17 protein-coding genes are annotated in these 25,140 nt (G+C 42.5%); 2 read left to right on the top strand and 15 right to left on the bottom strand.

All coding sequences use genetic code 11. The annotated features are described in order from the left end of the window. Positions 1–87: 87 nt before the first annotated feature. The 3 genes from MHB84_RS26505 to MHB84_RS26495 all read right to left on the bottom strand — a co-directional run bounded on the left by MHB84_RS26505 (position 88) and on the right by MHB84_RS26495 (position 4,241). The gene (locus tag MHB84_RS26505) at positions 88–1,524 is read right to left on the bottom strand and encodes a helix-turn-helix domain-containing protein (protein ID WP_076291401.1); all 1,437 of its coding nucleotides are present in this window, start codon (positions 1,522–1,524) and stop codon (positions 88–90) included. 570 nt (positions 1,525–2,094) lie between these two features. Continuing rightward, entirely contained in the window at positions 2,095–2,724 is a 630-nt protein-coding gene (locus tag MHB84_RS26500; RefSeq protein WP_076291402.1) for a DapH/DapD/GlmU-related protein, read from the bottom strand. Between the two features lie 71 nt (positions 2,725–2,795). After that, a complete protein-coding gene (locus MHB84_RS26495; RefSeq protein ID WP_256716911.1) occupies positions 2,796–4,241 on the bottom strand; it encodes an MATE family efflux transporter in 1,446 nt (481 codons plus the stop codon). A 67-nt stretch (positions 4,242–4,308) separates the two neighbouring features. On the opposite strand from MHB84_RS26495, the gene MHB84_RS26490 reads away from it, so the two are divergent. Beyond that, the gene (locus MHB84_RS26490; RefSeq protein WP_076291403.1) at positions 4,309–5,208 is read left to right on the top strand and encodes an AraC family transcriptional regulator; all 900 of its coding nucleotides are present in this window, start codon (positions 4,309–4,311) and stop codon (positions 5,206–5,208) included. Positions 5,209–5,214: 6 nt separating this feature from the next. On the opposite strand, the gene MHB84_RS26485 is transcribed toward MHB84_RS26490, so the two are convergent. The 5 genes from MHB84_RS26485 to MHB84_RS26465 form a co-directional block, all read right to left on the bottom strand. Next, entirely contained in the window at positions 5,215–6,999 is a 1,785-nt protein-coding gene (locus tag MHB84_RS26485) for a sensor histidine kinase (RefSeq protein WP_076291404.1), read from the bottom strand. Beyond that, on the bottom strand, positions 6,992–8,629 hold the full coding sequence (locus tag MHB84_RS26480) for a response regulator (protein ID WP_076291405.1): 1,638 nt from the start codon (positions 8,627–8,629) through the stop codon (positions 6,992–6,994). Before MHB84_RS26480 ends, MHB84_RS26485 begins: the two co-directional genes overlap by 8 nt. Before the next feature lie 19 nt (positions 8,630–8,648). Next, positions 8,649–10,190: an extracellular solute-binding protein gene (locus MHB84_RS26475; RefSeq protein WP_076291406.1), complete on the bottom strand. Its 1,542-nt coding sequence runs from the start codon at positions 10,188–10,190 to the stop codon at positions 8,649–8,651. Positions 10,191–10,424: 234 nt separating this feature from the next. After that, a complete protein-coding gene (locus MHB84_RS26470; RefSeq protein WP_076291407.1) occupies positions 10,425–11,585 on the bottom strand; it encodes a Gfo/Idh/MocA family protein in 1,161 nt (386 codons plus the stop codon). Between the two features lie 18 nt (positions 11,586–11,603). Continuing rightward, complete coding sequence (locus tag MHB84_RS26465; protein ID WP_076291408.1) at positions 11,604–12,350, bottom strand: sugar phosphate isomerase/epimerase family protein; 747 nt, start codon at positions 12,348–12,350, stop codon at positions 11,604–11,606. 154 nt (positions 12,351–12,504) lie between these two features. Here MHB84_RS26465 and MHB84_RS26460 point away from each other — a divergent pair, with 154 nt between their 5' ends. Next, entirely contained in the window at positions 12,505–13,335 is an 831-nt protein-coding gene (locus tag MHB84_RS26460; protein WP_076291409.1) for a helix-turn-helix domain-containing protein, read from the top strand. A 52-nt stretch (positions 13,336–13,387) separates the two neighbouring features. Here MHB84_RS26460 and MHB84_RS26455 read toward each other — a convergent pair whose 3' ends face one another. The 7 genes from MHB84_RS26455 to MHB84_RS26425 all read right to left on the bottom strand — a co-directional run bounded on the left by MHB84_RS26455 (position 13,388) and on the right by MHB84_RS26425 (position 25,140). Then, positions 13,388–16,483 (bottom strand): alpha-mannosidase, encoded by a 3,096-nt coding sequence (locus tag MHB84_RS26455; RefSeq protein ID WP_218642262.1) that lies wholly within the window; start codon positions 16,481–16,483, stop codon positions 13,388–13,390. Between the two features lie 169 nt (positions 16,484–16,652). Continuing rightward, on the bottom strand, positions 16,653–18,014 hold the full coding sequence (locus MHB84_RS26450; protein ID WP_076291410.1) for an ABC transporter substrate-binding protein: 1,362 nt from the start codon (positions 18,012–18,014) through the stop codon (positions 16,653–16,655). Between the two features lie 130 nt (positions 18,015–18,144). Next, entirely contained in the window at positions 18,145–19,122 is a 978-nt protein-coding gene (locus MHB84_RS26445; RefSeq protein WP_064637608.1) for a carbohydrate ABC transporter permease, read from the bottom strand. Beyond that, the gene (locus tag MHB84_RS26440) at positions 19,119–20,015 is read right to left on the bottom strand and encodes a carbohydrate ABC transporter permease (protein ID WP_143764815.1); all 897 of its coding nucleotides are present in this window, start codon (positions 20,013–20,015) and stop codon (positions 19,119–19,121) included. Before MHB84_RS26440 ends, MHB84_RS26445 begins: the two co-directional genes overlap by 4 nt. Further along, the gene (locus MHB84_RS26435) at positions 20,012–22,183 is read right to left on the bottom strand and encodes a DUF5696 domain-containing protein (protein WP_076291411.1); all 2,172 of its coding nucleotides are present in this window, start codon (positions 22,181–22,183) and stop codon (positions 20,012–20,014) included. Before MHB84_RS26435 ends, MHB84_RS26440 begins: the two co-directional genes overlap by 4 nt. Before the next feature lie 46 nt (positions 22,184–22,229). Then, positions 22,230–24,245: a YIP1 family protein gene (locus tag MHB84_RS26430; RefSeq protein WP_076291412.1), complete on the bottom strand. Its 2,016-nt coding sequence runs from the start codon at positions 24,243–24,245 to the stop codon at positions 22,230–22,232. 28 nt (positions 24,246–24,273) lie between these two features. Continuing rightward, entirely contained in the window at positions 24,274–25,140 is an 867-nt protein-coding gene (locus MHB84_RS26425) for a carbohydrate ABC transporter permease (protein ID WP_076291413.1), read from the bottom strand.

Below are 25,140 nucleotides of genomic sequence, written 5' to 3'. Positions count from 1 at the left end.
GTTCGGAAAGTACATTGAGCATAAGATTTTTCAGCATAACAAACTAGACCAAAATCTTACGGAGGGTAAGGGAAATAATTGATCAAATTATAAAAGCAGTTCTTTACGAATATTGTCTAGATCTCTTTTAGACGGGATCGTAGAGATAATAACAACAGGCACGGTCTGCAATGTTACCGGGATATTACTAATGACAAAATCGATCTGATGTTGCTGCATCATTTCGTCGGAGAGCCCTTTCATTATGGAAGTATTGATGATCAGCTGATCCCCAATTTCCTTCTTGATCAAATCCGCTATGTAATGACGAATTGAAAATTCTTCTCCAATCACCAAGAAGGCCCTTTTCCTTTTATAACGTAAATTAGAACGAACAATTAAGGTTAGCTTGGTTAAATGAAAATTATTGTACAAGGCGGCAGGATAAGCTTTACTCCACGTTTGCATGCAGGTTTGCAGTTCTTGATAAAGCTGCTGGCATTCCTTTTGAACATAAGCCGTTAAATTACTTTGTGAAATCATCATCCATTCAGGAATTGCATTATCGATTAATAACTTGTCAAAGAACGCGTATATCTCCAATAGAAATCGTTCTTCCATCTCCAAGTTAGGGTATATTTTGGCTAGTAGCCTTAGAAGCAGATTACCCATTTGATATTCTTCTTTGTCCTTATGCAATTCAACTTCTTTCATCGGCGTTATTTCTGATCCTTCATAATAATGATATTGGCTGAGACTGACCAGGGATTGCATAAAGTAAATTTCACTATGGGGAAAATCAATGGAAAGCTTCTCTCCAAGACTCTTGGCGAGGGTCTTCACAGGTATATAAAACATCCCCTTTTCCCAAGGGTAAGCACTTTCGTCGATTTTTACGTATTTTCCTTTAGCGACTCTTTCCACAACAATGGCCAACAAAAAAGATAATCTCCGTTTGGAATTGATAAAATACACAATATTTTTCTCATTCTCAGTATTTGTGATTAACTGATTGATATATGCAAAATCGACATTCGCAAAGGGCCATCCTGTGAACTCATACGCATCACAATATAACTTCCAATAGAAATATCGAATATTCATTTCATTCCCTTTGATTGTCGGGGTTGAATATGTAATGCGTAACTTATACGCTTTTAGATCATTATTATTTAATTGTACAATCAGTTTCTTCAACGATGAGGTACTCATAAACATAACTCCGGCTAGCTCCTCCACGGACAGTCGATCCACATTGGTGAACAATACATTCATCAGTCGATAAAAGACGGTTTGTCTGAACATCGAAGAAATCACTTCACTCATCGTCTCACTTCGTCCATCTCGCCGAAGAACGATTCCCTTTCCTCTAGAAACTTCTATGGTTACAGTAGGAGGTAATTGCTTGCTGATTTCCTCAACCATTTTACGTATGGTTTTATCGGAGATACCTAAACTTTTTTCAACTTCAGCTAAGGTAAACCATCTATGTTCCGTATCAAGCAGCGTTAATAGTTGACTAGCTAATGTAAATCCCTTATCCATTTTCCCCACCCTATTTCAATTTAAATTAAATGTCATCGTGTTTTTGGCTAAAGAAAAATCGATTCCCTCATAAGGAAAGAATCGGCTTTTTAATGTGTTTAAATACGGTCTATGATAAACCAATGTGAATAAGCTTAAACTATCCCACCCGGTAGTTCAATCTATATACAAGCCAACCCTTTTGGCTACCACTATGGATAAGATTTCCCTTTTTTAGCCATGAAAAAATCCCCTCCGCTCAGCAAGATTAAGTCCATCTTAACAGATGTCTTTTTCTCTTGTTTACGAAAAGGGGATAACAGCAATTCATTCTATAGATCTTAAACTTTAATATTCAATTTGTGTTTTCTTCATAAAGATTAAGATTTTTTTCAAATTGTTCTTCTAGATACTCTGCGTAACTGACAACTCGTGGGGATTCCAACAACCTACCTACTACACAATATAATCCAATCAAAATACATACTGATAAAATGATTTCAACAATGAGTGGCATCATTCTCCCATATTCTCTCCTTGCCAGGTAGCGTCTAGTCCCAAGTTAGAATTGATTATTAGCTTGGTTATCCATTACCATTCAACTTGGTCGAAACGCATGTTTTTGTAGTAATACTCTCTGTCATGGTCGGTGATTTCACGAAGAACCCTGCAGGGATTACCCACAGCGATAACATTGCTAGGAATATCCTTGGTTACCACGCTTCCTGCACCGATCACACTACCCGCACCGATGGTAACACCTGGCACAATCACAGCGCAGCTGCCGATCCATGCGCCATCCTCGATGACTACCGGTAGAGCAAACATTCCACCTTCTTTGCGCTTTTCTGGGTGTACTGGATGATTGGTTACAGCAATCGTGACATTTGGACCAAACATGACATCGTTTCCAATCGTGACTTTATAGTCATCGACAACAGTTAAATTAAAGTTGATATAGACATTGTTGCCTACTGTAGTGTTTGATCCATACGACATGCGAATAGGAGGTTCCATCCAAACATTTTCACCAATACTACCGAAAAGTTGTTCCATCAGAGTCTTACGCATTTCAATATCATCGGGATGTAAGCGATTGATTTCATAACATAGTGCCTTTCCTCGTTGACGTGCCCGAGCCAGATCAGAAGCTTCCAGTGGATAATTCGCGTCGTGATCAGTAAACAGTTGTCGGCTTGCCATTCGTTCTGTAATATTCATGTCTTAGTCCCCTCTGCATTAAATCTAATCTATTTATTTAAGTTAACCTTACGTTCTTTGACCGCTTTTTCTTAACCTACTGGTGAAAAAGTCCTTGTAATATTATTTAGCCATTTGTATTGGCGATAACGGTAAAATGCCAATGGCAACTTAATAATCTCATCCAAACTAATGACGATATATAATACCAGGGGTGATACGTGCCAGACAAAAGCACAGAGATAACCAAGCGGCAAAATAATACCCCACATTACAATCGAATCACACCAAAAGCCAAATTTAGAGTCACCTCCTGCAGTGAATATTCCTGAGATATTAGTTGCATTAATGGATTTAGCAATACAATAAAATGCACTGATATATAACATTCCATCCAAGTAGTTTTGAGATATGGCATTTAGATTTACTATAGAGAAAACAAGCGGTTTTATCAGAATAATGGTGCACCCTGCTATTATTCCAAATAGTAAAGCATAAAGATTCATCCTGCTTCCCACCTGTTTTGCTTTCTCGGTCTCCCCTTTACCTAGATATTTCCCAACCAGTATAGAACCTCCACTAGCAATACCTCCACACAATACAATGGTTAAATTCTTAACCACGGATGCAACAGAATTCGCTGCAACCATATCAGCACTTACATGTCCTATAATTGCGGCAGTCGCAGTTAGTGCCCCTCCCCAAACAATATAATTGCCTTGTACAGGCATGGTGTATTTCAGGAAATCCTTTAGGAGATTGCGCTGAATACCATCCCATATAGGAAAATGAAAACGAATCGATCCTCGCGTCACAGAATAAATAACACAGCAGCCCAACTCAATAAAACGAGCTAAAACTGTAGCGAGAGCCACCGCCATGATTGCCATTTCAGGTCTATCTGGGAAAAGTACAAAGATGCATAACGCATTAAACAAAATGTTTAAAATTAAACATAGTGAACTAATCCAAGCGCTTAGTTTTGCATTTTCCATACTTCTAATCACGCTGAGATACATTTGTGAAATGCCCATTGCAAGATAAGAAAACGAATTCATCTTTAAAAATATTGAACCATAACGAATTAATTCACTATCATTTGTAAAGAAACGCATTAACGTTTCAGGATATAAAAAAGATACTAAAAAGAACAAAATAGAAATACTAAATGAGAACAAGCAGGCTGTGCTGAGAATACGTTGTATGGTTTGAACATCTTTCTTCCCCCAATATTGTGCAGTCAAAATCCCTGCTCCCGTAGCCATGCCCATGTAAAACAATGTTAATGCAAAGGTGATTTGTCCCGCTAACGATACGGCCGACATTGTAGATTGGCTAATCATTCCCAACATAACTACATCAGCTGATATAACTGTTGCTGAGATTAGATTTTGTAATGCAATGGGAATGACAAGCGTGATTAATTCCTTATTGAAATTTCGCGTCATAGGAGTAGTTAACTGTATGCGCTTTTTCTTTTTAACGTATATCCACTCCTCTCTGTTGCTTTTCATATTATCAAGATAGGATAAATTCATTGTCCTTTCCACAAATATTGGCTATACTTTTGTCAAAATCGTATATTTATTGGAGGCACTTTGTTGGATGGAAAATTTAGAGGTATTTTCTGATTTATCGGAACGATTGAATTATAATCTACCTGACCTACCCTTGTATGTCCGGAGAGGAAGCTTGAATCAATTTGATAATTTTGCAGCTGCCGCCCATTGGCATTCGGATATAGAGTTCATTTACATTCTGGAAGGCTCCATGGAGTATTCGGTTAACGGACAGACTGTAAGTATAGAACAAGGAAATGGGATTTTTGTGAATAGCCATCGATTGCACTTTGGTTTTTCTCACACTCATTGTAATTGTTCATTTATCGTTATAGTGATCCATTCTTCTCTCATCGGGGAAGGTTCGTTCATACGAGCATACTGGGAAGAGAAGTTTGGTCCAAACATGGATGATTTTGTATTACTAGCTGAACAGATCTCCTGGCAGCACGAGATATTGTTATCCATTCAATCGATCTATGCTGAAATGCACAATAATTTTGCTCCAAATCCATTCCGCTTAACTTCTCAGGCTTTATCTTTATGTGCTGGTATTGGAGATCACTTGCAACCGAAGGTGGGAGATATCCATGATGTACAATTATGGACAAATATTCAGCAAATGACTCGATTCATTCATCAAAACTACGAACAAAAAATAACTCTTGAAGACATTGCATCCTCAGGAGCCGTTTGTCGAAGCCGCTGTTGTACTTTATTTAATAAATACGTGGGTCAAACTCCCAACAATTACTTAACTCGATACCGCCTTCATAAAAGTTGTGAGATGTTGAGGGAAACTAAAAGATCTGTAAGTGAAATCGCACTTGCCTGTGGCTTTCAAAGTGTGAGCTACTTCTCATCCCTTTTTCGCAAACACATTGGATTAGTTCCACTAGCATATCGAAAAAGCGACATAAATGGCTTAAGTAAAACGGAGAATTAAACCGATTTATGCCCCATTCTCTAATTTCTCTTTCAGAATCGGATGGCGGATTGTAATTCGGGTGCCTATGCCCTCCTTGGATTCGATTTGTAATTTATACTCTAAACCGAAATAAATCTTTAACCGCTCATTGACATTGCGCAGGCCGACACCAGATCGCCCATTCATCTTCTGATCCTCAGATTCCTCCTCCAAGGCCTGTATAACTGAATCGGGTATTCCCTTCCCGTTGTCAGTAATGTCAATGACCAGATCCTGCTCTTCTATTCGTCCGGAAAGTATAACTTTGCCATGCTCGAAATTCCCACGTATGCTGTGTTGAATCGCATTCTCAACCAGAGGCTGTAGTAAAAGGCGCATGAACGTCATATTCAGCATATCCTCATCAAAAAAGTACACCACTCGCAGTGGCATACCGATTCTGGCCTGTTCGATTTGCACGTAGGCCTTCACCTGTTCAATTTCACGACCAACTGTCGTAATATCCTTGCCCTGATTGAGACTGAGCCGTAATAAATTGCCTAATGCGGACACCATTTCACCAATATCATTTCGTCCATGATTCTCCGCTTTCCAGCGGATCGATTCCAGCGTGTTATATAGAAAATGCGGATTGATTTGATGACTGAGCACTTGAAATTCAAGTTCTTTCTTGCTCCGTTCGGCTCGGGTAGATTGTGCAATCAAATCCTCGATTTTACGTACGATGCTGCCGAATCCACGAAACAGCCACCCGATCTCGTCCTTGCGTTCTTGATGCGGGATGTACATTCCAAAATCGCCTTCTTCAAGCTTTTTCATCAGACGCACCAATCGAAGGACAGGCTGCGTGAAATTTCGGGTAAGATAAATAACGACGCCAATGGATACAAGTAAATAGACAATAATAATGACAAGAAGCAACCGATTCATCTCCATAACAGGCTCCACTAGAGCATCCATCGGCGTCAGACTGATAATCGTCCAGGGGAGGCTGTCCATCCGGACGAAAGTGATCAAATGCTCTTGATCATAAATCGACAATTTCTCAACGCCTTCGTTATACAGATTGCGCTTGGCTAGCAGTTGTGGAGAAGGTAAAACATCACCAGTCCATTCGTTTCCGGCCGAATCAAAAAGAATAGCCCCTTTTTCATCAATGATCAGAAATTTTTGCCTTTGCAGTCGTTTGGTAGGTGAAAAGAATCGGCTTAGGTGATTGTCAGCCAGATCCGTTATCACAATGCCGCGGGGTGTCCTGCTGTGCAGACTTGTGAACGTCTTGATATAAGACAATAGCGGGCCCCGATTCGGACCATCACTTACTGATAATTGCCAATATGGCATGTTACTGTCCGCTGCTTGCCGAAACCACTCTTCTTCACCAACCGAGGCAGATTCCTCCAAAGCTCTCATATACGTTGGATAATCTGCCGGAATTAGTGGATATACTCGAATCTGCAGCGCATCCATCTGTTTCTTCTTTTCATACACGATACTCAGCATATCAACGGAGTTCGTCTCTTCTTCCTTTTGACTTAACGGTGGCCTCTCCAATAAATACTGCAATGTTTTGTCACCAATCAAGTTATTGATACCTTCGTTTAACTGAGCTAAATACGTTTCCACGTTTATCTTGGCTTGCTCCAGATAACTCATCGAGAATGTAATATTGGCTTGCTGAATGCCTTCTATTGATTTGGTATGGGCATATGCAGAGAATAGGATAAAGGGGATGATCGTTATCGAGAGAAAGATCAAAATCATACGGTTACGAAAGGAAGATGCCAGGCGCAGAAAAGCATTAATCATCCGAAATCCCCCGTAATCTACGGAATTCTTTTGGTGTTACCCCGACATGCTTTTTGAACAATTTTGAAAAATGAACCGGATCCTTATAGCCAACTTCATATGAAACTTGATAAATCTTATATTTTATATCGCCCAGCAATTCTTTGGCTCGTATCATCCGGATACTTGTTAAATCCTCCAGAAAGGTATGACCCCGTTCTTTTTTGTACAGCTTGCTGAGCCAAATCGGTGTAACATGAACCATTGATGCGATGTATTGCAACGATAGATTCTCGTTGTAACGGGTTCGGATCAATTTTGCAGCTTCCTGCACAATTCTGCTGGATGAGTTATCCATTTTATGGAAATCACTTGCTAACAGATGCAAGTTTTTTTCTACATGCTTCTTTAGGGATTCCAGAGTGTCATATTGTTCCAAGCGTTCCCACAACCCAATAGGATCGCGTTCCCATGAACGGTCTGGCCAACCAGCGGATGCGGCGGTTCGATAGATGTTCATTAACCACTGGAATATTTGCTGTTGAATGTCCTTCAGACTTAAGAGCTCCCATGATTTAACCATGTCTTCGAAACCTTTCATGGATTCAATAATATCCTTTTCTGCACCATACCTGAACAGATCCAGCACTGCCGCCGGTTCGCGAATGGACATCTTCTCATTCTCAGTATCCATCTCATCAACGGATTCAGTGAACAACCGATTGCCCCCATAAATGACTTTCTGCTCTAACGATTCAACGCATTCAACGTACAAGGCATTAAGATGCTTGAGCTCCTTCGGGAAAGCACTTACTGCAATACTGGCCTTCACTTTTACGAATTGATTGATCCGTTGCAAGCAGATCTCAGCCACTGATTTGCATAACTCCAGTATTTTTCCATCAGGATAACTGATCACAGCCACCCAACGGTCCGTGTTATCCTTGAATAAAGCTGCGGGTACATTCAATTCTTCAGCCAGTGTCTGGCTGACCACGTTGCCAATACCGAATAGTACAAGATCCTTCTCAGCCGTCAGCATTTGCATTTTGACCAGCGCCTTCAGATCATCTCCTTCAACGACCATCATAAGCAAAGGAGATTCTTTCATCCAGTCCATATGCAAGGACTTCAGCCGATGCGTGATGCGGGTTTCTCGATACGGATTATATTCGTTTTCTACCACTTCGCGCAGAAGTTCTTCTTGCAATATGGGAACGGCGAATTGAACCTGGTACGCAATATTCGTTTTATTTTGCTCCTCTAGCCTCTCCCGCCTGATGTGATCCGTTGCCTTACGCACAATCCGTTCCATCTCATCCATGTTGATGGGTTTCAATATGTAGTCGATAGCCCCCAGGTGAATCGCCTGCTTTACCAGGGAAAAATCATCATATCCGCTAATCAAAATTGCTTTCCAATCTTTAGGTTCCCTCATCTGCAATTCACTGAGCAGTTCAAGTCCCGACATCCGGCTCATTTTGATATCCGTAATGATCAAATCGGGTTTGTACTCCTGTGCAATCTGTAGTGCTTCGTCGCCATCGGAGGCAGAACGGACTGTTCCAACTCCAAATTCATGCCAAGGAAAGCGCTTACGAAGACCTTCACGAATTTCATACTCGTCATCAACAATTAACACATTAATCATGAAGTAAACCTCCCGGAAGTTAGTCAGGGTGATTCGACGCCAGATTCAGATCGACTTGCCGCTGCACCTCGCCAATGATTTTATCAAGCCCGATGTTCTGTTGTTTTATTCGGTAATCCGATACCGCCTCCTTAACATCAGATACCAATCCGAATTCAATGGACCGACCCATATCTTCATACAACTGTACCCGTTCTTCAACTTCCTTGCTGATCGCATAATCACTAAGCAGCAAACCTTCTAACGGCGAATCCAAATTGACTGGTATTTTGGCAAACCGCGCTTCCTCTCCCCAGAAATCCCCAGGGTATGTCTCCGTGGACCTGATGAATCGCGAATTCCAAAGCGCCCATTGCCCGCCCCAGCCCATATAGTTGCTTGTCGAATCACTTAAGTTGTGCGGATACACCACCTGCTCCCCGTCCATCTGATACGTCTTGCCTTCAATGCCGTAGATCACTAAGTCATACAGTTTTCGATCGGTCTCCATCATATCGAGAAATTGCAGCACCAATTCAGCATGCTCCGAGTTACGGTTAATGGCAACAACGTTCGAAATTGGACTGCGGTTGACCTGTTTCTTATCCGGGTACAGAAGAGACATTTGCTGGCGATAGTTTGGATCAACAAATCCCTGATCAGCAGCATGTGCCCATTCATGCGAGGTAAGTGTAAATAACACTTTACCGTTGCGCCATTGATCGGAACTATCTGCTCGGTCAATCAGTGATTCTGGACTCAAAATCTTGTCTTCATACCATTTCTTGCTCATCACTGCGGCTTCCACATAGAAGGGTTGCTGCTCAATGGCCTGCACTTTATGATTAGGGTCATTCAGATTAATACCTAGTCCATGAAACCCCAAATCCAGCCACTCCTCCCGCACGAGATAGAATGGAAGTGCTGTTATACGAGTCACTTTACTGTTCGGATATGCGCGCTTTAGTTCATGTAAGAGCACGTCCACATCTTGAACCGTCTGCACCGATTCCGGTTCCCGATAAATCCCCGCTTTCTCTGCGAGATCTACCCGCCATCCGGCATATGGACGTTGATTCATTTTGATAGACCAAGGCAGTCCGACAATATCTCCGTTCATCGTAGTAGATCGCAGGTTACCATCCATCTGATATTTTTTATAGAGATCTGGCGCATACTCGGGTAAAAGTTTATCTAAGGGCATATAAGAACCCCGCGAAGCCATCTCTCTGAAGGAAGAATCCGAATCAAAATTAAGGTCCCACCGATCACCGGCAGCAGCCATAACTAGAAGTTTCTCCGGATATTCAGGCCAAGAAATGAAATGAATAGAAAACTTTACATTCAGTCCTTTGTCTTTTACGTACTCGCTGACTGCCGTCCATACTTCATCGGTCGCTGCTTTTTTCTCTCCGCCAAAATAAAACTTGAGTGTCACTTCCGGCTCACTGGGATGATTAGATGATGTGAAAAAATCATTGATATCTGCCCCAGTGCTGCCCATGCATCCCGACAATGCCAGAGCTATGCATAGTAGATAGGGTGCCAGCCACCTCTGGAATCTGAAAACGGAACTCTTCATTTAATCCCCTTCCATTTCTGAAATACGGACATCGCCATCCATTCAAGATTTCTATATCAAAAAAAGCATTCACCCGTGTTCACTGTTTAAATATACCCACTTCTTTTTAGTAAAACAATGGAAATCATATATCTCATCCAGTTTAAAGGATGTACTTCTTCCACCAAATAAAAGGAGGGGTTATTCTCCCCTCCATCGCATTTACGAACGATCAGATTTCTTTCTCCATCCATTTCATGTACCAAAACTTCCTGTTGTATCAAATAGTACTGATTCCCCTATCTTACGTTTGGATGTCGAGATCCGCTTCTTCAACTCGGATAAATACAAATCTTCGTCAATTGGAAATTCAACGGTTTCGCCAGTCCAACTGGACAAATGCATGGCGTTCGACAACATTAAGCTATGGATGCCTTCCTCACCGTCCGCAATGAGCGGTGTTCCGTCCAGGATCGCCTTCCCAAATGAAGCGATGATCCCCATATGCTGGCTATTATCCCCTTCCGCTGGAACAACCGATACTTCAACCGACGGCGATGTAAAGCCTTCTTTCGATTCGAAACAATATTCACGTTCGTTCTGGCTGAGCTTATGCAGCGTCAGTTTACCGTGTTCACAGACCAGCTTACCCATCTCCAACGTAATCTCAAGACGATTTGTTCCTGGTAAATCCGCAGTTGTGGTTACAAATACGCCTGTGGAACCGTTCGGAAATTCCAAATACGCCGTCACATCATCTTCAACCTCAATATCATGCCACTTGCCTTCATGGCAAAAAGCACGTACTTTCGAAGGCATGCCGCAGATCCATTGGAGCAAGTCGATGTTATGAGGGCATTGGTTGATGAGCACTCCACCACCTTCACCAGCCCAAGTTGCGCGCCAGCTCCCCGAATCATAATAAGCCTGAGTTCTGTACCAGTCAGTAATGATCCAGTTCACCCGTTTGATGGCCCCAAGCTCGCCGCCTTGCACCAACTCGCGCATTTTCCGATACATTGGATTTGTTCGCTGATTAAACATCATACAGAAAACGACGCCACTTTCCTGAGCCTTCTCGTTCATCTCTCTTACCTGCTTTGTGTAGACTCCGGCCGGCTTCTCGCACAAGACATGTAATCCTTTGCTGAAAGCTTGTATCGCAAGTCTTGGATGATCGTAATGCGGTGTAGCGATAATAACAGCATCACAAAGACCACTGTTTATCAGTTCTTCCGGGCTATTAAAATAGCCTAATGTATCCGGTAAATACATCTTGGAAGCCTTAATCCGCTTTGCATCCATGTCTGATACGGCCGTAAGCTCCACCTCCATTACGGTGCCATTAATCAATTTTTTCGCATGGTCCGATCCCATATTCCCCATTCCGATAATACCGATACGTAATTTTTTCATGATCGATCTCCTTTTCCTCTAGCGGTAACCTAGAGAAGCCAAATTATTGTAGCTCGTCTGCAAACAATCGAATGGACTCGTCTGACATACGTCCTGCTCTACGAGCAAATATTTCGTATTTGCACTTTCAAGCGCTTTCAAAATTCCTGTGAAATTCATGTTACCTTCCATCACCGGTTCCATTTGCTTATCCGAACCCATGTCCTTCAAATGCACGCAATGAAGCCGGTCCTGTAATTTGTCGATCCATTCGCATACGTCAGCTCCGGCAGCATGTACCCAATACGTATCCAGAGTAATTCCCAGTTCTTCGGGTGAGAAATCTTCGATAAGACGTTCGATCATACGCTTGCCATCCATTTTCTCAAACTCGAAGTGATGGTTGTGATACATAAATAGCTTTCCGGATCTGGCGATCCGCCCAGCCGCTTCCCTGAAATCACTCGCGAAATATCCGTACCAATCCAGTGACCGATATTTATCCGGCATAGCTCCAATACCGATATAATCGCAGCCAAGAATGTTATGCTCCTCAATCACTTGATCGGTTTCATACAAAATCCGCTCAGGACTCGTATGCGTCAGAACAATTTGGAGCGATAACTCGTCACACATGGCTCTAAGTGTTTCCGGCTTGATTTTACCGATTGCAGAAACTTGGATCGATGTGTAACCCATCTCGGCAATTTTTTGCAATGTACGTTTGATGTCGTTTTCAGTTTGAAGAAAAGAACGTACCGTGTACAACTGTGCACCTAAAATCACATGAAACAGCTCCCTCTCTACGTTTGGAATGTGTCTACATTAATTAATTATAGTTCTGACATGTAGATATTCCATTGTAAATCGGAGCAATTACATTGCAAATATAGCGTCGATCTATTAGACTAACTTTACACCGAGTGGAAGAGGTGATTGAATGAATACTGTCAATATCCATACCGAATCGTTAATTCTTCACCACGCTGTAGACCGTAAGAAGACTGAACAATATGCACTTCACTGTCACAATTACTACGAGGTGTTCTATTTCGTTGCCGGTGATGTGAGCTATCTTGTAGAAGGCAAACATTATGTTCCCAAGCCCCACAGCCTCTTGCTAATTGCTCCCCACGTTTTTCATGGGGTCAAAATCGAAAGCGACATTCCCTATGAGAGAATATCGCTCCATTTTGTACCTGGCTTTCTACCTCTTGAAAACCAGTCAGTCTTATTATCTCCGTTCCATCCTGATGACGCTTCGGCTGACATCTATTATATGGATAATGGGAATCAGGTTATGTTTCCTTTTTTCAAACAATTGATCGACGCCAGACATGCTGACGAAGCTATTCGTGAATTGTCGCTTCGCGTGCGTCTCGAATCACTTCTATCACAAATATTGATAAGCAGCTATTCACTCAAAGGGACATCTGAATCTCTATCATCCACTAAATCCGTATCAAAAATTATTGCTTATCTAAACGATCATATTACCGAATCTATTAAGCTGGACGATTTGTCTGCTGCATTCTACATCAGCAAACATCACCTGAACAAAATGTTCCGGAGAGCAACAGGCACAACGGTTGGCAATTATGTCATTCATAAACGGGTCATTATGGCGCAAAACTTGATATCACAGGGCCAAACAGCCAATTCCGCAGCATCAGCCGTAGGTTTTCATGATTATTCATCTTTCTTCCGCGCTTATAAAAAGGTTCTCGGCTATGCACCTTCTGTCAAACAAAATACAATGCTTCTCAAGTGATGGATTTATCGTTCTGTAATTTGATTTAACATTCAACCATCACTGTTTTATTTTAATAACTCACCTTAATGGTCTTGATTTCAAACGGTTTGAAAACAAGGTCCATATTAGAATCCAGGCTTTCGAGCGTTTCTTCCAACATATTAGTTATTTCCATTTTGTCAAAAGAGATATTTACATCCCAAGAGGTGATTGTATATGCTCCTTCTGCCTCATACATTCGAATGACAAATCCTCTATCATTATTTTCTAACGGTTTGATGGCTTCCACGAGAATATTATCAGCCTCTATCGATAAAAGACTGTTTTGCTGAAATTCCCCTTCCAAAATAAGCGGCTTCATATTGAATTGATATGCAGGATGCACAACATTTTTCGCACAAAAGCTACCATCATGAGGTAAGAAAGAATAACTGCATTCATGTAAGCCTTTATCCCCTCGAGGATCTGGACGATTACCTCCCTTATGTAGTGAGAGTTGCATGCTTGAATTTTCCACACTGATTCCATACTTACAATCATTCAATAAGGCGGCTCCATACCTTGCTTCGGACAGATCCGTAAATTTATGATTCACCACTTCAAATTTAGCTTTTTCCATAGAATTATTTCTTGTTGTTGGACGTTCAATATATCCAAACTGTATTTCCTGTTTTGCAGTATTTGTAAAAATAGATGTATCAAAAGCTGTTTTCAAGAAACGATGCTCGTCTTGCCAATCAATCAAAGTATCGAACCTCACTTGCAGACTGTCACTATAGAAAACCATATCCTGAATGATGGTTGTTTTCACTGTAACTTGATACTTGCTTCGAATACGTATTTCAATAGGACCATTAGAAATCAATTCTCTTGAAATCATTGCAGCAGAATCCGCGAATTTATACTGGATATCCACATCCAGATCCCAATTATCCCATGCAGTTGGTACATCTTCAGCTATAAGGAAGGTGTTGAATGCATAGCCTTCACCGCGGAGTTCCCTCTTGGCTTTTTTGTCAAAGAATGATTCAATATAACCTTGATCATTAAAAGTAACTTTAATTAATGGCGTTTCTAATTGATTCCCATCCAAACCGAACGCTGCTTCACCTCCAGTCTCACCTTCCTCCAGTGTTAATACGATGCTAGAGAAAGCAGGAATCATGACTTCTACGGCTAGTTTCTTGTTACCGTGAATGTCGGCAGTCACTTGTTGAAGATAATCTCCTTGCACCTTTAAACCTTCAGTATAATCTAGATACACTACTTCACACCGGTCAAAAGATAAGGTATTGATAACCGTTCTAGATAGTGATTTGTTCTTAGGTTTAATCAATTCTTGAATGTACTCGGCCGATTTTTCAATGATTGCAGATGTTTCAGCTAAGGATTCATCATGGACACGAGCGATACTTGTACCTGGCAAAATATCATGAAATTGATTAACTAGCATATCTTCCATCAGCGGACGAATTTTCTCGTCACTGGCTATAGTATTTTTCCTAATAGCTTCCCTTACTGTTACATATTCTAGGTTCCTTAATGAAATTTCGGCTAACCTGTTATTTCTTTTGATATTATGTTGACTGGTTAATGTTCCACGGTGTAGTTCCAAATATAATTCTCCGCTATAAATGGACGGATCTATTGCAGTTTCTTCGAGTTCTTTCATGAACTCGCTTACTGTAGTGTGATTTGCTTTAGGAATCCCTTCTAAATCCCGAACACGACGTGCCATTTCAATCATTTCAAATTGTGGACCTCCCCCACCGTCACCAAAACCATAGGCTATTAACCTTTTGTTTGTAACGGATTTTTCCTTAATTCCCCTCATCTCTCCCCCGGCAACATAATCTACCAAGCTTGCAGCATCAGGCCATATATGAGTTCGATTAAAATGTACGAATATTCTCGACCCGTCTAGTCCTTTCCAAATAAAGGTGTCATACGGGAATACATTCGTATCATTCCAGTCCATTTTAGTTGTCAAAAAATATTTTATTCCGCAGCCCTTCATAATTTGAGGCAAAGAAGCGCTATAGCCGAACGTATCCGGTAACCAAAAACAATCCGAACGGTAATTAAAATTCTCCTGCGTGTATCGTTGTCCCCAAATAAATTGGCGGATTAAATATTCCCCATTAGGCAAATTACAGTCACTTTCGATCCATACCCCTCCATTGGGTTCATACCTGCCGTTTATAACCTGTTCTTTGATCCCTTCAAATACTTCAGGGTAATGCCGCTGAACCATTGCCGTATGGTATGCGGAACTTTGTACAAACTTATATTCATCGTATTGTTTCATCAGATTTAATTGATTGGCATAGGTTCGAGTACATTTCTTCAATGTCTCGTCTTTATGCCACAACCACGCTGTATCCATGTGAGAGTGTCCAATAATTCCGGCACTTGGTGCGGATATAGAATTTTGATTTTTTAGTAACTTTTGCAGGATCGGATGTGCTTTTCGTATAGCGCCCATAAAAGTATCGTAATCTACATTGTCGTAATCGTAGTACAATACTTTATGCACTTCGATCAGATGGGCAACGATATTGCTTCTCACGAAGTTGTTAGAGTCCAATCTAGCAACAACTTGATTAAGTGTTTTTAAGTCAAAATAAAATGCGCAAATTTCATCATTCTTGGTACAAATGTCAACGCTCTCATACACATAAGTAAAGTTACCCTGACTCTCAGTTTCCAGAGGTGCCACACCCGGAAAATCATGATGAGCATAGACTTCCAAAGCGATCTCTATATTCTCGCCACCTGTTACCTGTTGTTTTAACATGTCACAGTAATGGTTACCATGGCTGTTCACAATGATTTTCGAGCAGAAAATGCCAGACGGTACACCGTCGACCCACATCATCATTTCATATCCTCCGATGTGAGGATACAAATATAAATTTTGTCCGGCGAGACTACTGAGTACTTTGTAGCTTCCTTTAAACCAACAGTATGTTTTTTCCCCTTCCCATATATCCCCCTTCTTGCAATCCTTAAAGTTCGATTCGTCTGGAATCGTATATAGAGATTCTGTTGTATGGTATTTTTTCATTGGCACTTCATCCACTTTGGTAAACATAAGCGGTTCAATGGTCTTGGTAAATCGAACTAACTTCCCGAGCATCCGTTCTAATTGTCTATCTGGCATCATATGAGTACCCTCCATAACATGATTTGGTAGGCTAGCATTCATTCTTACTTCAAGTATAAGCGGAGTAATTCCTGTCAATTCAACGATCTCGTTCTCTCTTTTATCTTATATCACATCAAGTAGAATAACCGCTGATCATAAGACCAACGGTTATTACTCCCCCTTCGGGTTACTTCAGACTTTCGCGTAACTCTAGCGTTTTTTTGTTCCAGGCTTCGGTTTCCGGAATAATATCGTTAATATCTCGATCTCCAAAAATAATATCGTTCAAGAGGTTATTGTAGTTGTAATCTCTCCATCCGACGACAGTCAATCCTGACTGGATTCTAGCATTTTGTTGTGCAATTTTTACCGCTTCAATGTTCTTCCCCTCCCATATTGGAGCTTCATCGTAATAAGCGGTAATTTCCGGATCGTTAACCGACGCATTTGCCCCTTGGTCAATTTTCCATTTCTGCGCTTCTGGCGTGAATTGGAAGCTTAGCCACAGGAACGCCGCCTCCTTTTGTTTGGAGCCCGCAAGCATGGCAAGTGGTCCATAAATGGAATAACCCGGCTGGCTCACTTTCCCTTTGGGGAACGGAAGCACATCCCATTGAAAAGGCGCCTTCTCCTTCAACGTCGGAAGTACCCAGTCGCCACCAATTGCAAAACCTGTTTTACCGTTTATGAAATCCTTAGTCACATTTCCGTCTGCTTCTGTGGCTGCGTTGCTCTGCATGGAACCATCCTTGGTAACCAGCTCCTGAAACCACTTCACTTCGTTCATGATCTCTGGTGTATTCAGCAAACTTTGTGTCATATCTTCGTTCATGTATTGGTGGTTCGCAGCATAACCATCCGCAATCGCTTTACTGGAGAGCATGCGCATTTGAATTTCTGGTTGGCTAGTCACGCCATACTCGCCTGCATTCGAATCGGTAATCTGCTTAGCAATATTCCGGAAATCATCGTAGGTCCAATCATTAGAGGGCATATCGACGCCATGCTTGGCAAGTAAATCTTTGTTCACCAAGATCCACATCGGTACATCAACCATCGGTATCGCCAGCCTTTTGCTGTTGAACGTCATGGTGTCCAAGAAACCCTCAGGAAATTTCGCATTCTGGAATATTTCGCTTTCCTCAATGTAAGGTGTTAAATCTTCAATGAGACCACCCTGCTCAAAAGCCACCAAATCGGTATCGATCTCGGTCACATCGGCAGGCGTGCCGGCCGCTTCAAGTGATGCAATGATTTCCATGATCGGTTGCTTATTGACCGGAATTTGCTCAATGGTTATCCAAGGATATTTCTGATGGAAGAGTTCATATAACTCGTCATAAGTGCCCTCTTTCCAGGAAATGAACTTCAACGTAACCGGCTCCCTATCCCCATCCTGACCAGTCTCCGTTACTACAGTGTCATTCCCTGCTGGAGGTGAACTCTCCTTATTCCCGCTAGTCCCTGAATTTCCACTGCATCCCGCCAACATAAAAGTCAGAGACAAGACTGCAGCCAATATTGATGTTCCTAACCGCTTCTTTTTCAAGCTTTTCCCTCCCCATTGTGATCTTATTTGTGTTCTTTTCTTCAGAGATACAGACCGTCCACAGCCACTAGCGGCCAGCATTCCCCCTTTCCAATGAAGTCAAAAATCACTTTATCTCCCCAGTAGTGATCTACTCTACAATTCCAGTTCGTTCAATTCCGGTGATGAACCAGCGCTGGAGGAACATGAAAATCAACATCGGCGGGAAAATAATGAGGAATGCCGCTGCCATTTTGGTTCCTTCCGTAACCGGGTTATTAACCGACTCCTGGCTGCTGAGCAGAGAGGGATTCAATACTTCTTCCAGATTGTCCAGACGTATCGACAACGGTGTGAATCCCTTGGCCAAAAACATGGATGGTTCATAATACATGTTCCAATACCAGATGAAGGAAAAGAGAAAGACGACGAGACAGGCGGACTGAGCCAGTGGCAGCATAATTCGGAAGTAAAGTCGGGCTGCAGATGCACCGTCAAGCTTTGCCGCTTCTTCAAGGCTAGGGGGCTGGGATTTGAAGAATTGGCGGAATATGAGAATAAACAGTGCTCCCTTTAAACCCTGGCCGAAGATCGCAGGTACCAGGAATACAAACAACGAATTTAGGAGTCCTAACTTGCTGAAAATAACATACAGCGGAATAATGATGACCTGTGGAGGTATAAGAAAGGTCAATAGTACCAGTGCTGTAATTAGTCCTTTGAAGGGAATAGCCAGCCGTGCAAGTGCGTATCCGGTCATAGAACAGATCAGCACCTGAACAAGTGAACAAGTAAGAGCAATCACCGCCGTATTCCGCAATGCTTCCGGGTATTGTAAGCCCTCGTAAGCCTTTGTCAAGTTCTCCCATGTAACGACGCGGGGAATCCACTTCACAGATGGGTCCAACAGGTCACTGACCGTCTTTAACATCGTAGTGATCATGTAGAGAAGTGGCTGTAGATACAAATACGCCACAATAGACAGCAGCACATAAATGATCAGTTTAGCTAACAATCCGTCTGACAAATTCCTGCCCATAAGCAGAGCTTTAAGCTTTTGCGACTCTCTCCGCCACAGCAGATCTCTTACATTATTTTTGGCCCGATCAAACCATAGTTCTTCTTTCATGATCTTCTCCCCCTCTGGCGCATGCTACGGCTGAACATTCCGAGTACTATCGCAATCAGGACAAAAATGAATCCGAAATAGATCCAAGCCAATGCACTTGCATATCCGTATCCGGTATCCACTTTGAACATATTGTCGCGAATATGCTTCAGCACTGGATTGAGAGGGAAGGTGAAGAGATCTATGATGGTATAGAGTACATTAAGGCTTATAAACGGAATGCTGGCAGGTAGCGTTATTTTCCAGAAGCTGTCCCAAGGCGATGCCCCGTCAATCCGTACTGCTTCATAAATAGATGGAGAAATCGTCTGAAATCCGGCGATAAAGATCAAGATCTGTACCCCCGAATACCAGAGAATTAGGACAACGCGACCCAGCACTTCCATGATAATCTTCGCCATTTCGCCTCCGACATATTGCTTCACTAACGGTTCCAGATTGTATTGATCCAGAAAGGGGATATCGCCTGCCCCCTGCGTAAACAGCTCCGACAACACCTGACCAGTGGCGAAAATGACAGGTAAAAAGAATAAAGCGCGATAGATGAATCTTCCGGGAAACTTCTGATTCAGCAGCAGCGAAATAAGCAGAGCGAAGATAACGATAATCGGAACCATCAACAACATTTGCTGAAAATAGGTGATCATCTCAATCGGGAACACATTGTCCTTTAGGAAAGCATCCCGGTAATTTTGAATGCCGATCCAGTCATATTTAAATCCGCCCGGCACCACCGCCACCTTGTGTAGTGACATGAACATTGACCAACCGATGGGTATAGCTACGAACACACTGAATCCGATCATCCAGGGCAGCATGAAAAGCAAACCAACGCCATAGCGCTTGAATTGGTATTGAAGCGCCTTCTTCTTGTGTTCTTGCAACTGGCTCATCGGGCAGCCCCTTTCTCCACCTTGAAGCTCTTGGCTGCATAATCCACAATGACGCGAGTTCCATTCTCATACGTGGTCATATAACGTTCATCACTTATTTGTTCGTGATCAACAATCCTAAGCGAATAAAGATCACTTAAGCTATCAAATCGTCCGTATTCCTCTACAATGCGGCTTTCCCACTTGTCGAATCTGCTGCTGTATAGACCATATACAGGTGTATTTTTCAACTTCCGGGAATCATCATGAGTGACGAAAAAGGATGGCAGCGCTCCATATTCTATCGCCTTCAAAAATTCGGTATCCTCATCATCGCGCAGATTTCCTGCTTCAAATGTGTAAGGTACGTTGCCGTGCAGTGCGATTGGGTAAAATGGAACGGTCTCATCGATCATGAAATCGTAACTAGAGGAGGATGCCATTCCGTCAATGAAATCAGTGCTGCCAAGCACATAAGCATTGCCGCGTTCAACGCTGGTCGATCCCAACTCCTTACGGGTGTAATCAAGTAAACCATTGTATACGGTCATCGTATATTCTCTTGTACGGATGCCGGACAACTCATAGTCATGCACAAGAATCTCGCCCAATCCGCTGTAATGGATCCCGTTTACTCCAATATCTTTTAACTTGTCAATTGTTTTTGCTGCACTTACTGCCGTATATACTGGTTTAGCAAGATACCACCCATCAATGTTATAAGCCGTACCATCAATACCGCGAATGGCGTCTGTTTTGCCAGAGAATGATGACTCGCTGTCCACCCATAAAAAGTCCTCTTGGAAAGCAACATCAATACCTGATTTCTTCATCGAGGCGACAAAGGATTTAGCACCAGTCTCACCTCCGAGCGAACTCTCAATTGGGAAACGCTTCTCCATGTTGTAATCGCCCTCGTTCTGCCAGCCATAAAATATGGTCTTAAGCGAAGCGACACCCTGCTGTTGCAGCCGCTCTACAATTTCAGTCGCTTGATCAAACGTTGTGGTAGCAACATACTGCACTCTTCCAAAAGCCTTTTCATAATTTCCGCCCATCAATTTCAGGTAGAGGGGAACATGTTCTACCGGTTGCAAAGCTTCTCCCAACTGGCCGGATTCTTGTAAATAATCTCGGTAAGCACTCGCCATTCCGATATAAGAAGCTTGCTCCCCATTCAGAAAGCGGTACTCTACCTCACGGTCCAGGTCCAATTTTTGCTTCTGAATAGCCTTGCTTGGAGTAGCCAACCTACTCATTCTGTATAAATACTCTTCTCGGTAGATTTGACTCGAGTACACATTGTAGAAGGATGAGCGTTGTCCAGGTGCCATTGCGACTACATTAGCAGAATCCTCGCCCTTCCTCATGACAGCGACATAAGCATGATCTCCACGTTTCAACCCAAATACCGGATAAGCGATATTCTCTCTGTTCTGAACCATTAAATTGATATTCCCTGCATTGGTCAGTTCCTGGCCATACACCTGATGGATGTACCCTTTGGAAAGGCTTGCCTTTGCCGTATCATAGCGGATCAGTCCGCCTGGACCATCAGGCACAAATAAATATCCATCTTCATTTGCCATAGCAGCGCCGAAATGAGGCAGGACATCCATTGAAAACAACACATGATCTCCTTCTTCGCGGATTCCTGCTGCCGGCACTTTGACCTTTAATCCGGATTCCGTTAATTCGTATTGAATAGCAAAACCAATGCGTTTGTCAGGAAACCAGTATTGAATTTGAAGTCCTTTCATATCACGGATCATCGTCGTCTCTAAACCGGGCGCTTTACTGTTCAATGTTTCCCTAACCGTTTGGTCTGCTCCTTGCGTACGTACATGGGTTAATACAAACGGAGACTGCAAATTATCCAACAGTTGCCCCTTGACGCTCTCATCCGCGAGCTCAACTTCAGTCGGATTGCTGGTCCAACGGTATCCGCTTCTTTTGTCCAGAACGTAGATTTGCGTATTGAGCGGATTCACATACAGGGCGTACTGATCGTTATCTACCGCAATTGCATAACCATCTGCTTGTGCAGCAGGCTTCCATCTTTCACCTTGATAGAGGGAAGCTTTCTCTGGTATCAGCACTTGTATTCCAGTAGCGGCAAAAATCTCCGTTGTACTCTGCTGCCATGGTTTTATAACCAACACGATGAGCATCAGACCAAGCACCAGCACAATAACGGCGGTCCATCCTGCCCTATTCCATTTTCGTTTGAGTGTGTTATAGATTGATGTTCACCTCTTTGTAAAGCTCATAGAAAAAGTCATACAGATTAAAGGACAATCCGAATATAATGAAGCCAAACATCCAGATCGTCAGAATCGCAAACACAGTAACGGCCGAGTTTTTGATCGTTTCCACAAATTCAAAATTGTGAATTACTTGTGTCATCACAAAGAACATGGAGAGAAGCCACAGTACCATCACCATATTCATGGCATGAATGATGATCGATTCATCTAGTGAGACGATGTTGGATAATAACAGAAGTGGAATTGAGAAGAATACGTATGGTGATAGCGCATACACACTTCCTTGAATTACTTCTCTGAATTTACCCTCACCGTCTTTGACACTGCAAACTAAGTAGTTTGCAACAATCCAGGTGATCCATGGTAGGATGAAGAACCCCATCTCTTTTAGTAAATTAACTTCTGAAAGTTCAACTGGATGAAAGAGGAACCCAGTCCAGTAGATTGTGCATAATTTGATGGCCAGCACGAGGGACAGTAGGGCTATCGTAATCCATGGTGCAATTCTCGCTTCCTTGATCCGGTAGAATCCTTCATATGGATGAACCATCACATAACTGAAATTTTTCAAATCAGCGAAAGGTTGCTGCAAGCGCTCAGAAAGCGGCCGCTTCCGCAGGTATAAACGTATTCCGCGTATACCAAAATGGAGGAAAAGTCCGCCCCCTACTAGGCTATATATCAGGATCATAAAGTGGTTCTGCAACCAGTCTAACCTCAGCTTCCAGAAAGCTTTGGAGTAACCTTCTGTATCAAAGGCTGCCTTCATAAACATCAACGCATCCTCGTTGCGTCCTTCATGTAGAAGCACTTTTCCTAAACCTTGAAAGGTGCCGTTATACATATCGTTACGGGCGTAGACAGCTTCCCAGTAAGGCTTGCTTTGCTCGTATTTCCCTTCTGCATACAAAGCTAGCGCTTTCAGCACATCTCTTCCCAAATCAGTACGCACATATTTGTGTACGGTATTCGTGCCGCTGTCCGAGATCCAGATCGCATGGTTGCTGTCCACCCCAATGCCTGTCGGATAACCCAATATGCCATACTGCTGCGTATCTTTATTGACAAGACCAAACTCAAACATCGCTTCCCCATTACGGTCGTACATATTGATGTGCATAGAGTCAAGGTCAATATTGTAGAGAAATGCATCAGCATCAATCGCAGCATCAACAATACCGTGACCGTTCTCTAACGTCTTATTCTTGAATATATCCACGCCGCCTGCATTCAGTTTACGGATGGCTCCCTTCCCCTCACCGCCAGCAGTCGAAGTATAGATAAAGCCGTCTTTGTCTACCGAGACATTCGTAATCGGTTTAGGAAGCGCAGCCTTTTCCTTGGCCAATTGATCTTTATTGAGAACCAGTTTTTTCAACCAGTTGAGCATGGATTGATCAGCTTTGTTAGTACCGAAGTAACCCATGAATTCACCTTGGGGATTTAACCGAACAAGCCCTTGATAAGATGAATTCAGTTGTATGTACATGACACCACGACGATCAACGATCAACTTGACGGGCACAAAGTGCTCGGACCCCATTACTGGTGTACTCGGTTTTTTGAAATCACGCTGAAACACCCCGTTTTGATCAAATACCGCGATCCTCTGATTACCTGAATCCGCAACATACACTGCATTGTCCGGTGTGACAAACACACCTTCAGGTGAAGACAACTGTCCTGATCCTTCTTCTTCACCGATTGTACGTAGCAGACTACCATCCTGATCTAACACTACGATTCGGTTCTGCTTCTTATCTGCGATGTAGACCTTGTCGTCTGAGGCTACGTCAAGGTCTACCGGTTCCCCAAAGTCGGCAGAATAGGCACCTGCTGGTCTGTAAATCGGCTGAATCTGGAACCAGTTTGACTGGTTACTGTCATAATAAGCCGTCCAGTACGGAAGACTTGCTGAAGTTGCCTTCGGCAGAACGGTTAACGCAATCAAGCCTATGAGTGCCATTGATAACCATTTTTTCATCGCGACTCTACTTCCTTTACTGATGACTTTACTTAATACCGGAATGGACCATCGTCTCCAATACCTTGCGTTGGAAGAGCAGGAAGATGATCAAATTCGGGATAAAAATGAGCAGTCCGGCTGCTGCTGCCATATTCTGTCCTGCGACATTGTTCTGCAGCCCACTAAGCAGGCTATTCACATAGAACGGTAAAGTACGCATCGCCTCTTTTTGCATGAACAAAGTTGATGTCTCGACATCACCCCACACATTTTGAAAAGTAAGAATGGATATCGTTGCAATGGCTGGAACGGATAAAGGCAGAATAATTCGTCTGAATATACCGAAATGACTGGCTCCGTCAATCTTTGCAGCCTCCATCAGATCATTTGGAATCTGGGAAATAAATCCGACCAACATGAACACCGCCACCGGTGATGCAAGTGAAGGTAAGATGTGTCCGAAATACGTATTGTTCAGTCCAAGAGCGCTGATGACCAGATAACGTGGAATGGAAACGGTTTCAGGTGCAAACATAAGGGAAAGTGTGATCATCCCCATAATGAGTTTCTTGAAATGGAACTGATATTTTGCCAATACATAACCTGCCATTGTACTGACCATGATTACACTGATGAGTGTAAATGACACAACAACCATACTGTTAAACAGGTAACGGGTGAACGGTACCAAGGCATTGGTAGCGTGAAGAAACAACGTTTCAAAGTTATTTAGTGTTGGCTGTTGTACAAAGAATTGAGGTGGAAACAAAAACAATTCATTTTGTGGTTTAAAGGCATGATTGAAAATAAATACAATGGGTAGTGACATAAATACTGCCAGGCAAGTAAACAACAAAATCAGAATGACATCGAAAGATGATACTGAGCGGAGCTTTCGTAATTTGGCTATCAT

This window comes from Paenibacillus sp. FSL F4-0087, assembly GCF_038020215.1.
Taxonomy (GTDB): domain Bacteria; phylum Bacillota; class Bacilli; order Paenibacillales; family Paenibacillaceae; genus Paenibacillus; species Paenibacillus taichungensis.
This window is presented reverse-complemented; position numbering and strand designations above follow the sequence as displayed.